The organism is Labrys sp. F242 (genome assembly GCF_057813875.1).
Genome location: NZ_JBVASG010000001.1, coordinates 2676707 through 2688390, shown reverse-complemented (window position 1 = coordinate 2688390; position 11684 = coordinate 2676707). Strand labels below are relative to the sequence as shown.

Here is an 11684-nt window from a genome sequence, read left to right as displayed (position 1 = left end):
TCGCGCCTTATCGGAAAACTCCGCTTAGTAGGAGGAGGGCATGAGCCTCGCCGAGACGATCCACGCACGTCTGGCGGTTGCGGCAGACCCGGCGCGGGCTCCGGGCATGCAAGCCTATATGAAATCGACGATGCGCTATCTGGGTGTCTCCGCCGTGCCGCTGAGGCAGATCTGCAAGGCCGTATTCGCCGATCTTCGCTTTGAGAGCGTCGGGCATTGGCAGGCGGAGGTTCTCGCTATCTGGCGTGGCGCCCGTTTCCGCGAGGAGCGCTACGCCGCCATCGAACTGACCGGCCTGTGTGCTGCCAGGTCGTTCCAGCGCTTCGAAGTCCTGCCGATGTATGAGGAGATGATCGTCACCGGTGCCTGGTGGGACTATGTCGATGTCATCGCCGCGCATCGCCTGCTACCGATCCTGCGCAATGACGGCGCGGCAATGCGCCAGGCCATGCTCGCCTGGTCCGTCGACGCCAATATGTGGAAGCGCCGGAGTGCGATCCTCTGCCAGCTCGACGCCAAGGTGGAGACGGATCTCGAACTCCTCTATGCCTGCATCGCGCCCTCGATCGCCTCCAGGGAGTTCTTCCTGCGCAAGGCGATCGGCTGGGCTCTCAGGCACCATGCCCGCGTCGATCCCGTGGAGGTTGCTCGCTATGTCGAGGAGCACCCCGAGCTCAGCGGCCTCAGCCGGCGTGAAGCCTTGAAGCATATCAAGGCGTAAAGCGGACCCGGCGCGCAAACGTCCTCCGGGTTCACTCCCTTTGCGCTGATGGGGGCAGGCAGCCGGCGGCGGCGAGGAGCGCCTCGAGATGGCCGTCCTTTTGCCGCTCCAGATCGAGAAGGGCCTGATAGGGATCGCGTTTCAGGCCCAGTGCCGCGGCGAAGGCGGGCTCGGTCTTCAGGCCCGCCTCGCGATGATGCATGACGCGGCTGCGAAAAAGCGCTCCTCCCAGCGTGAGCAGCCGCCGCTCCGCCACGAAATGGCGCCAGCCAGCCTGTTCGGCCACGGGTTGCGGGGAGGCGAAGATCTCGAAGCACCAGCCCTCTGCCGTAAAGGTGGCGATCACCGGGCGCCCGCCACCGATCCATTGATGTATGGAGAAGGCAGGCGCTCCGGCAAGAGTCTCCCAGACCGTCCGGGTGAAGGCGAGGGTGTCCGGGGCGTGGCAGAGGATGTCGATATCGCTGGTGGGCAGGTCGACGCCGAGAGGCGGTGTGCCCGCGATATGGGGATCATAGGCGTGCAACAGCTCGAGCAGCTTCGTTGCCCGCAAGGCCTGCGCGTAGTCCAGTCTGGGCGTCATGGTTGCAGATCCACCAGGCGTAATTGCGGCCAGATCGCCTTTGCGCGTGCCGCCTTTGCGGCCAGGCCCTTGTCGTCGCGGCGTCCCGGATTGGGGCGGATGATCATGCCGAAAACATCATCGAGGCCGAAGGGAGCGGCGATGTCGATCGTATCGTCCTCCTCCAGCCGGACACCGACCGCATGCACGACGGCGGCATAATGCCCGAAGGCCTCGTCGGCCGAATTGAGCCGCGGATAGGGCAGGCCAAAACGCCGCTCGAACCATAGATGGACCCGGGCCTGATTGCGGATCTCGACCGGCCAGCGACCGCCGAGAACGGTATCGGCGCGCCGGATCACGGCATCCTCGGCCTCCCAGCTCACATCGTCGGCATCGAAATAGATGAGGTCATAGTCCTTGATGCCGGTGCCTGCGGGTTTCCCGCTCAGACTGTTCCACACGGTCTGATAGACGCAGCCCGCAGCCAGCCGCCATTGCGGCAGCCGCAGCATCCGGGCGGCGACGAGAAAGGCCATGAGGTTCTCATCCTCGCGGACGATGGTGCGCAGGCGCTCTTCAAGAGAAGCGGACGGATGGGGCAAGGTACGAGCTCTCCAAACGGAATCCGCTTAGCAGAATCGCTGGGCTTTTGGGCGAATGTAGGCAATAAAGCGCCCTTGCCAACCCACTGATCAGACCAAGATCTTTTCGGATACCATGCCCTTTCCCGACATCATCCCCTCGCTGCGCCCGCTGATGCCGGGATTGCGCGGTGCGCTGGACGCCAATGCGCCGATGGCACCGCTCTCCTGGTTCCGCACCGGCGGCTCGGCCCAGGTGCTGTTCACGCCGGTGGACGAGGAGGATCTGGCGCTGTTCATGGCCGGATTGCCCACGCAAACCCCCTGGATGGTGGTCGGTCTGGGCTCCAATCTTCTGGTGCGTGACGGTGGCGTTGAGGGCGTGGTCATCCGTCTCGGCAAGGGCTTCGGCGGCATTGCCGTCGACGGTCTGGCCATCACGGCCGGAGCAGGCGCCCCCGACGTCAAGGTGGCGCGCGCGGCGGCGGAAGCGGGGATCCGGGGGCTGTCCTTCCTGCGCGGCATTCCCGGCGCGATCGGCGGCGCTTTGCGCATGAATGGCGGCGCCTATGGCGGCGAGACCAAGGATGTCTTCGTCTCGGCGCGCGCTGTCCGCCGCGATGGCTCCATCGCGCTTTATGATGCTCCCGCCATGGGCTTCAGCTATCGGCGCTGCAGCGTGCCAGCCGATGTCGTGTTCACGCAAGCGACTTTCCGCGGCGAGCCGGGGGATCGCGAGGCGATCCTGGCGGAGATGCAGAAGATCACCGAGACACGTTCATCGTCCCAGCCGGTCAATACCCGCACCGGCGGTTCCACGTTCAAGAACCCGCCCGGCCATTCGGCCTGGAAGCTGGTTGATGAGGCCGGTTGCCGCGGGCTGACCATCGGCGGAGCCCAGGTCTCGCCGATGCATACCAATTTCCTGGTCAATCTCGGCACTGCTTCCTCTGCAGACATCGAGATGCTGGGCGAGACCGTCCGCGAGCGCGTGAAGGACCGTTCGGGCATCGAGCTCGACTGGGAAATCAAGCGCGTTGGGCTGCCTGCCTGACCTTAAGCAAATTCCTCTCATCGTACGATCGAGAGGAATTTGTAAAATATCAGCTATTTGCAGCGTTTTCCGGCGAAATCCGTCCTGTGGCCTTGCGGGGAAACTCTGCTTGATATGGCAGGCAGAGTGACCTTGCGTCATGTCGGGTCGGGCATGGTGTCGATTTCTGAGCCTCCCCAGAGCCTAAAGCGGCAAAGCTGAAGCGCCGCTAACCGATTGTTTACTGATTTGTCCGAAAGCTAACGTTAATGGGGCATGAAGCATTTCCCGCCTGAGGGGGGTGATCAGCTCCTGAGATCGCCCTTCAAAAGACCGCCCTAACGGATGGTTCCTCAAGAGCGTTGGCTTCGAGCATATGCTGCGTTTTTTCAATCTGTCCTCCCTGCGCCAAGCCGGATTCACGACCAGGACGTTCGTGGATCAGCGCTCGTCGCGGCTGCAGCGTCTGCTGGCAAAGCCCCCGCGAGGGCTGGGGCTCATGCTGTCGACCGCCTTTCTGGCGGGAACCATCGTCTATGGCGCCCAGACCGGACCGGTCTGGCCGCAGATGAAGGTCCAATATGGCGCGCCGCTCGACATGGCGGCCAATCTCTTCGGCTTCCGGGTCGAGACCGTCGCCGTCACCGGCCAGCGCGAGCTGACGGATCAGAGGATCTTTGCCGCCGCCGGGGTCACCAACACCTCCTCCTTGCTGTTTCTCGATGCCGAAGCGGCACGCGAAGGGTTGGAGAAGCTGCCTCTGGTGAAATCGGCTCAGGTTCGCAAGCTATTTCCCTCCACGCTCTCGGTTACCATCGAGGAGCGCGCGCCCTATGCCCTGTGGCAGCGTGACGGCTCGGTCAACGTGATCGCCGAAGATGGCGTCGTGATCGAGAGCCACGTCGAGGCCCGTTTTGCCGATCTGCCTCTGGTGGTGGGCGAGGGGGCCGACAAGCGGGCCAGCGAGATCGTCGCGGCGGTCGCCGCCACGCCCGAACTGAGCGGGCGGGTAAGGGGAGCCACCCTCGTCTCCCAGCGTCGCTGGAATCTCACGCTCGACAATGGCGTGGTCGTTCGCCTTCCCGAGGACAACCCGGAACAGGCCCTGAAGGCTCTGGCTGGCCTTGAGCGGAAGGGCAAGGTTTTGGAAAAGGATATTCTGGCAGTCGACATGCGTATGCCCGATCGCGCTACCTTTCGTTTGAGTGAGCAGGCCGCGGCTGCCCGGGCCGACGCGCTGTCCAAGAAAAAGGCAAAGGGGGGCCGCGCATGAGCCCCTTCGAGAATGGCCTGACCCCCAAGCTCAAGCCCTTGGCGCCGCGCCGCACCACGGTGATGTCGGTGCTCGACGTCGGCACCAACAAGATCGTTTGCCTGATCGCGCGGCTGCGTCCGCTCGAAGGGGCCGATCTCCTGCCTGGCCGTAGCCATCAGGCCCAGATCCTGGGTATCGGCCATCAACGCTCACGCGGGCTGAAGTCCGGCGCCGTCGTCGACATGGAAGCCGCCGAGCAGGCGATCCGCCACGCCGTCGATGCCGCCGAGCGCATGGCCGGCGTGCGGGTAGATTCGGTGATCGTCAACATTTCCTGCGGGCGGGTGGCGAGCGAGCACTATTCGGCTACGGTCGAGGTCGGTGGCCATCAGGTCTGCGATCTCGACATTCACCGCGTTCTCGATGCTGGCGCCAGCCATTCCGTGCGCGACGGACGCGCCGTGCTGCATTCGCTGCCGATCGGCCATATGCTGGACGGCGTCGGTGGCATCTCCGACCCCAGAGGCATGCTCGGACGTCAACTCGGCGTCGACATGCATGTGGTGACGGCCGAGTCCACGCCGGCCAAGAATTTGATGCTCGCCATCGAGCGTTGCCATCTCCATGTCGAGGCGATGGTCGCCACGCCCTATGCGGCTGGCCTGTCGGCTCTCGTCGATGACGAGACAGAGATGGGGGTGACCCTGATCGACATGGGGGCCGGCACCACGTCCGTCGCCGTCTTCGCCAACCGTGCCTTCGTGCATGCCGATAGCCTGCCGGTGGGTGGGGCGCATGTCACCACCGACGTGGCGCGCGGCCTGTCGACCAAGCTGTCGGAGGCGGAACGCCTGAAGGTTCTCTACGGCGCTACCATCGCCAGCCCCTCGGATGACCGCGAGACCATCGCCGTGCCACCCGTCGGGGATGACCAGGGCGATGGCATTCATCACGTGCCGCGTTCGCGTCTGGTCCGCATCATCAGGCCGCGCATCGAGGAAATCCTCGAAATGGTGCGCGACCGCCTGCGCGGTTCAGGCGCCTGGGCCGAAGCGGGGCGCCGCGTCGTGCTGACGGGTGGCGCCTGCCAATTGACGGGCACGGTGGAACTGGCGCGCAAGATTTTGGACCGGCAGGTCCGCATCGGGCGCCCTCTTGGCATTGCCGGCATGCCCGAAGCGGCCAAGGGGCCACCTTTCGCTACGGCAGCTGGCCTCCTGGTCTATCCGCAGATCGCCGGAGTCGAGCATTTCGAACCGCAGGTTCGGACACGGGCGCAAGCTACCGGAACAGACGGTTATTTTGGTCGGGTAGGGCGTTGGTTGAAACACAGCTTCTAAACTTCGATTTGCAAAAGGGAAATCGAGTTTCGAATCGAAAAGTAACGTTGAGACATGAAGAATGGTCGGTTTTTCAAGGCCATTTTGACTAATTTTTCCGGTCGAATTTAGCCGGATTACACAAATGCCTGCTTCGCAAATCAGTAACTTTCTGATTCAAAGAGCAGGAAGGGGTCGTAAGGCCTTGATGAAGGTCAATTAAGGGGCGCGGCGACGCGTCTTGCAAAAGAGGCGAACCATGACGATCAACCTCAAAATGCCGGATATCCGGGAGTTGAAGCCGCGTATCACCGTGTTCGGCGTTGGTGGGGCTGGCGGCAACGCCGTCAACAACATGATCGAGGCCGGATTGGAAGGCGTCGACTTCGTCGTCGCCAATACGGATGCGCAGGCGCTGACCCTTTCGAAGGCCGATCGCATCGTGCAGATGGGTATTCAGGTCACCGAGGGCCTCGGCGCAGGTTCTCAGCCTGAGGTTGGTCGAGCCGCTGCCGAGGAGGTGATCGACGAGATCCGCGATCATCTCAATGGCGTCCACATGGTTTTCGTCACCGCCGGCATGGGCGGTGGTACGGGTACGGGCGCCGCTCCGGTGATCGCCCGCGTGGCCCGCGAGGTCGGCATCCTGACCGTCGGCGTCGTCACCAAGCCCTTCCATTTCGAGGGCCTGCGCCGCATGCGCCTGGCCGAGTCCGGCATCGCCGAGCTCCAGAAGAGCGTCGATACGCTCATCGTCATCCCGAACCAGAACCTGTTCCGCGTCGCCAACGACAAGACCACCTTCGCCGACGCCTTCGCCATGGCCGACCAGGTGCTCTATTCGGGTGTTGCCTCCATCACCGATCTCATGGTCAAGCCCGGCTTGATCAATCTCGACTTTGCCGACGTGCGCGCCGTGATGCGCGAGATGGGCAAGGCGATGATGGGCACCGGCGAAGCCTCCGGCGAGCGCCGTGCCATCCTGGCCGCCGAGGCCGCGATCGCCAATCCGCTGCTCGACGACGTCTCGATGAAGGGTGCTCGCGGCCTGCTGATCTCGATCACCGGCGGCCCCGACATGATGCTCTACGAGCTCGACGAGGCCGCGACCCGCATTCGCGAAGAGGTCGATCCGGAAGCCAACATCATTCTGGGCGCCACCCAGGATCCGTCGCTGGAAGGCACGATGCGTGTCTCGGTGGTCGCCACCGGTATCGACTCGGCCATCCTTCCTCAGGCTTCGCCCTCCAAAGACGACATTCGCCTGGCGGAAATGACGCAGCGCGTGCGTGAGCAGGCTGCCGCCCAGGCCGTGCAGGCTGCCCGCGTTGCCGCTCCGCGCAATACCGCGTCGGCGGCTCCGGCACCGATGGCCGCTGAAACAGCCCCGATCCAGCAGGAGATCGCCCAGCCTGCGCCGGCCGCCCCGGTCGAGCCGGTGGCTGCCGCCAATGACGTGACTCTGCGCCCGCTGGCGCCCAAGCCGACCCTGTTCCGTGAGCCGGTGGTCGAGGAAGCGCCGCGTGCTCCCGAGCACCATCCCGAGCCAGAGCATTTCGTGCCGCCGGCACCGGAGCGGGCTGTCGTCCGCCCGCCGCGCATGCCGCGCATCGAGGACCTGCCGATGCCGGCGCAGGCCCAGATTGCCGCGCAGCGTGGTCCCGAGGCACCCCAGGGCGGTGACAAGAAGCGTATGACGCTGCTCCAGCGCTTGGCCGCCGTCGGCCTCGGCCGTCCCGAGGCGGATGAGGTCGAACACGAGCCGGCGCCTGTCGCCCGCCAGCCCGAGCCGCGCCCTGCGCCGCCACGTCCGCCCGAGGCCCAGCGCCGTCCCCCGGCGCCGCGTCCGGCACCCCAGCAGTCCCGTTCGATCGAGGACGACCAGCTCGAGATTCCGGCCTTCCTGCGCCGCCATACGAATTGAGGCCGGTTTTGTCTTCGTGACGGAATCGTAACCATAGCACGGATCAATCACGGCCCGGGTGCATCACCCGGGCCGTAATTTTTTGAAATGATTAAGGATTTTAAAACTAGGCTCTCCAGCCGGAACTTGGCGAGCTTGTGTTACAGACCGTAAGAAAGCGTGATTTGGCTAAACCTTTGGTTTTTGCTTTACGTATTTTCGAAGAAAGGTCCGAGTCCCTGTCCTCGTGGCAGGGAATGATAGGATCAAAAGGTCAAACAGAAAGCAGGCCGGTCTAGTTTCGGTTGGGTACCGCCACCCTGGCGGACGGCTTGTGGAATAAGCACATGAAATCTGGTTTCCAGACGACTTTGAATGACCGGGTATCCCTCGAAGGGATCGGTGTCCATTCTGGCAAGCCCGTCTCCCTCACCTTGCATCCGAGCGAGGCCGACAGCGGCATCATCTTCCTGCGCACCCATCTGGATAATGGGCGCGAACGGGAGATCCTTGCTCATTACGGCAATGTCATCGATACGCGCCTGTGCACCGTCATCGGCGACACCACGCGGGCGTCGGTGGCGACCATCGAGCATCTGATGGCTGCCCTGCGTGGGCTCGGCATCGACAACGTCACCGTGGAAGTCGACGGCGCTGAAGTACCAGTGATGGACGGCTCGTCCGCTCCCTTCATCGCGGCGATCGACCAGGTCGGCATTGCCACGCTGCGTTCGCGCCGCCGCCAGATCAAGGTTCTCAAGCCTGTGCGCGTCGAGATGGGACGCGCCTGGGCCGAGCTGACGCCGTCGGACAAGTCCGGCAATGCGGGCTTCCGCATGGACGTCGAGATCGATTTCGAGACGCCCCTGATCGGCCGCCAGCGCCGTGTGCTCGACCTGACGCCCGACAATTTCCGTCGTGAATTGTCGCGGGCCCGTACCTTCGGCTTCGTCAAGGATGTCGAGCAGCTGTGGGAGCGGGGACTGGCGCTCGGCTCGTCTCTGGAGAACTCGGTTGCCCTGAGCGAGGATCGCATCCTCAATCCGGAAGGCCTTCGCTATGCCGATGAGTTCGTGCGTCACAAAATGCTCGATGCCGTGGGCGATCTGGCACTCGCCGGCGCTCCGCTGATTGGCCAGTTCCGTTCCTATTGCGGTGGGCATCGCGTGAACTACATGATGCTTCAGGCTCTGTTCGCCGATGACAGCGCCTGGACCATGGTCGATGCACCGGTACGCCGCGAGAGCGGCCATGCCGAGCTCTCCAGCGGCCTGGCCGCTGCGGCCTTCGCGCCTGATACCAATTGAGCGCGAAGGCTTTTGCCTCGCTTGACAGCGTCACCGCAAAGCATTGTACAATTTTGCGGAGGCGGTGGCGCTTGGCCGGACAATCGGCTACAAGGACCCCGGAATTGCTGCCGGCATAGCGGCCTATCCATAAGGACGGGCCGGTGGTGGTCGTGATTTGTCGAACCACGAAGTCTTAACGTTGTGGTGCGAAACTGATGGATGGTTTCATCTGCCGGAAGCGCGCGACAATGCCAGTACTAGTCGAAGTAGAGGTCTGAGTGATGCCGCTGCGTTCCCTCTCGTCTTCCCGCACTGTCGCGACGCGGCTCGCGGTTCGCGCCGTCGCCATTGCGCTGATGGCGTCGCCGCTGGCCGCCTGCGGTTTCTGGGATGACGATCCGGGTTACAAGACCCAGGCGACCGATCCGCCGGATCTTCTCTACAATCAGGGTCTGGTCGCCATGAAGGCGGGCGACTATTCGAAAGCCTCGAAGCGTTTCGAGTCGCTCGACAAGCAATATCCGCAGACCGAATGGCAGAAGAAAGCCATTCTGATGATGGCTTATTCGAATTATACGTCGGGCAATTACGACGATGCCATCACCTCGTCGCGCCGCTACGTGACCTTGTGGCCGACCGACAAGGATGCGGCCTATATGACCTATATCTGGGCCAACTCCCAGTATAAGCAGATCCCCGACATCACACGCGACCAGGATCGGGCCAGTCAGGCGCTAGCCGGCTTCCAGAAGGTCGTCACCGACTATCCCAAGTCGGAATATGTCGCCGACGCCAAATTCAAGATCCAGGTCGTACGCGACCAGCTCGCTGGCAAGGAAATGGAGATCGGTCGTTTCTACCAGAAGCAGCAGAACTATACCGCTGCGGTCAACCGTTACAAGGCTGTGGTCAAGGACTATGCTCAGACCCGCCAGATCGAGGAAGCGCTGAGCCGTCTGACGGAATGCTATATGGCCTTGGGCCTTTCCAGCGAGGCGCAGACCGCCGCCGCCATCCTCGGCCACAACTATCCCAACAGCCAGTGGTACAAGGATGCCTATACGCTGGTGAAGTCGCATGGCCTGGAACCGCGCGAAGACACCGATTCCTGGCTGAGCCGGACGTTCCGCAGCGCGATCACGCTCTAAGGCGCTGGCAACGACTGTCGAATTCGTAAAGGGCCGGTCGCAAGATCGGCCCTTTGCTTGTGAGCAGCCTCATGTTTTGTCATGCGGCGCAGGCGCAAGCCCGGTATAGAGGCTGTCATGCTCGTTCAACTGGCCATTCGCGATATCGTCCTGATCGACCGGCTCGACCTCGAATTCATCTCGGGCCTGTCCGTGCTGACCGGCGAGACTGGGGCCGGCAAATCGATCCTGCTCGATGCCTTTGCCTTGGCACTCGGTGGCCGGGGAGATGGCTCTCTGGTGCGGCACGGCACCGGCCAGGGCCAGGTCAGCGCGGTTTTCGATGTTTCGGTCGATCATGCCGCCCGCGCTGTGCTGAAGGCGAACGATATCCCGGATGACGGCGATCTGATCCTGCGCCGTGTGCAGATGGCTGATGGCCGTACCCGCGCTTTCATCAACGACCAACCGGTGAGCGTGCAGGTGCTGCGTGCCACGGGGGCTGCCCTGGTTGAGATCCACGGCCAACATGACGACCGGGCTCTGACTGATCCCGCTTCCCACCGCGCCCTGCTCGATGCCTTCGGAGGGTTGGAGGATCTGGCGGCCAATGTGGCTGGTAAGCATGCGGCCTGGCGCAAGGCGACGCAGTCGCTGGCACAGCACAGGGCCCGGCTGGAAAAGGCACGGGCGGAGGGCGACTGGCTGCGCCATTCGGTCGACGAACTCGGCAAGCTCGACGTCCAGCCTGGCGAGGAAGAGGCCTTGGCCGAGCGCCGCACCCATATGATGCAGGCCGAGAAGATCGCCGTCGACCTCAAGGAGGCCTATGACGGGGTTGGCGGCAATGGCTCTCCCACGCCGTCGCTGGCGGCCATCATCCGGCGTCTCGAGCGACGCGGGACCCAGGCGCCACGCCTGGTCGAGCCGGCCATCGCCTCGCTGGACCAGGCGCTCAACGCCTTGGAAGAGGCCCGCATCGCGCTGCAGACGGCATTGGATGAAGCCGATTTCGATCCGGCCGAGCTGGAACGGCTGGAAGAACGCCTGTTCGCTCTGCGCGCCGCCAGCCGCAAATATGACGTCTCCGTCGAGGATCTGCCGGCGTTGGCCGAGCGTTATACGGCCGATCTCGCTGCCCTGGACGAGGGGGAGGGGCAGCTCCAGACCCTGGAGCAGGCCGATCGTGCCGCCCGTCTCGCCTATGAGGCTGAGGCCGCGGTGCTCTCGGACAAGCGCCGAGCCACCGCAGGCCAGCTCGACGCCGCTGTCAACGGTGAATTACCACCTCTGAAGCTCGATAGGGCGAAGTTCACCACCTCGGTCGAGAGCGACAAGACCCTGGCTTCTCCCGATGGTTTCGACAGGGTCGAGTTCTGGGTGCAGACCAACCCGGGCACCCGCCCGGGTCCGATGATGAAGGTGGCGTCGGGGGGCGAGCTCTCGCGCTTCATGCTGGCCCTGAAGGTGGCGCTGGCCGATCGCGGTTCGGCGCCGACCTTGGTGTTCGACGAGATCGATTCCGGTGTGGGCGGGGCCGTCGCCGATGCCATCGGCCAGCGTCTGGCGCGGCTGGCGGGCAAAGTGCAGGTCATCAACGTCACCCATGCCCCTCAGGTGGCGGCGCGCGCCTCCACCCATTTCCTGATCGCCAAGGAGGCCGAAGGCAAGGACAGGGTCGCCACCCGCGTCTCTCCCCTGGACACCGACAAGCGGCGCGAGGAGATCGCCCGCATGCTCGCTGGCGCTCATGTGACGGATGAAGCACGGGCTGCGGCGGATCGGCTGTTGGCGAGTGGAGGTGGCGCCGTCCGGTCGATACAGCCGCGATAGTCTTCAAGGCCGTCAGTCGCATTTCGGTGTGCCGATCTCCAGATCGGCACGGGTTAGG

At 63.7% G+C, this 11684-nt stretch carries 10 protein-coding genes; 8 read left to right on the top strand and 2 right to left on the bottom strand.

Annotation, left to right across the window (positions count from 1 at the left end; translation table 11 throughout):
• The first annotated feature begins 40 nt into the window (after window positions 1-40).
• Complete coding sequence (locus ACZYTC_RS12590; protein ID WP_488989710.1) at window positions 41-721, top strand: DNA alkylation repair protein; 681 nt, start codon at window positions 41-43, stop codon at window positions 719-721.
• 31 nt (window positions 722-752) lie between these two features.
• On the opposite strand, the gene ACZYTC_RS12585 is transcribed toward ACZYTC_RS12590, so the two are convergent.
• The gene (locus ACZYTC_RS12585; RefSeq protein WP_441773993.1) at window positions 753-1304 is read right to left on the bottom strand and encodes a DUF4269 domain-containing protein; all 552 of its coding nucleotides are present in this window, start codon (window positions 1302-1304) and stop codon (window positions 753-755) included.
• Window positions 1301-1888 carry a nucleotidyltransferase family protein gene (locus tag ACZYTC_RS12580; RefSeq protein WP_434955748.1) on the bottom strand — a complete coding sequence of 196 codons (588 nt, stop codon included), beginning with the start codon at window positions 1886-1888 and terminating at the stop codon, window positions 1301-1303. The genes ACZYTC_RS12585 and ACZYTC_RS12580 overlap by 4 nt, the downstream gene beginning before the upstream one ends.
• 115 nt (window positions 1889-2003) lie before the next feature.
• Here ACZYTC_RS12580 and murB point away from each other — a divergent pair, with 115 nt between their 5' ends.
• The 7 genes from murB to recN all read left to right on the top strand — a co-directional run bounded on the left by murB (window position 2004) and on the right by recN (window position 11626).
• Window positions 2004-2921 carry a UDP-N-acetylmuramate dehydrogenase gene (gene murB / locus ACZYTC_RS12575; protein WP_488989709.1) on the top strand — a complete coding sequence of 306 codons (918 nt, stop codon included), beginning with the start codon at window positions 2004-2006 and terminating at the stop codon, window positions 2919-2921.
• A 355-nt stretch (window positions 2922-3276) separates the two neighbouring features.
• Window positions 3277-4173 (top strand): cell division protein FtsQ/DivIB, encoded by an 897-nt coding sequence (locus ACZYTC_RS12570; RefSeq protein ID WP_441773991.1) that lies wholly within the window; start codon window positions 3277-3279, stop codon window positions 4171-4173.
• The gene (gene ftsA, locus ACZYTC_RS12565) at window positions 4170-5495 is read left to right on the top strand and encodes a cell division protein FtsA (RefSeq protein WP_434955751.1); all 1326 of its coding nucleotides are present in this window, start codon (window positions 4170-4172) and stop codon (window positions 5493-5495) included. Before ACZYTC_RS12570 ends, ftsA begins: the two co-directional genes overlap by 4 nt.
• A 238-nt stretch (window positions 5496-5733) precedes the next feature.
• Window positions 5734-7398, top strand: a complete 1665-nt coding sequence (gene ftsZ, locus ACZYTC_RS12560; RefSeq protein WP_441773990.1) for a cell division protein FtsZ — start codon at window positions 5734-5736, stop codon at window positions 7396-7398.
• Window positions 7399-7724: 326 nt separating this feature from the next.
• The gene (lpxC, locus tag ACZYTC_RS12555) at window positions 7725-8684 is read left to right on the top strand and encodes a UDP-3-O-acyl-N-acetylglucosamine deacetylase (protein ID WP_434955753.1); all 960 of its coding nucleotides are present in this window, start codon (window positions 7725-7727) and stop codon (window positions 8682-8684) included.
• A 263-nt stretch (window positions 8685-8947) separates the two neighbouring features.
• Complete coding sequence (locus ACZYTC_RS12550) at window positions 8948-9814, top strand: outer membrane protein assembly factor BamD (RefSeq protein ID WP_434955754.1); 867 nt, start codon at window positions 8948-8950, stop codon at window positions 9812-9814.
• Window positions 9815-9931: 117 nt separating this feature from the next.
• A complete protein-coding gene (gene recN / locus ACZYTC_RS12545) occupies window positions 9932-11626 on the top strand; it encodes a DNA repair protein RecN (RefSeq protein WP_441773989.1) in 1695 nt (564 codons plus the stop codon).
• The last annotated feature ends 58 nt before the right edge of the window (window positions 11627-11684 follow it).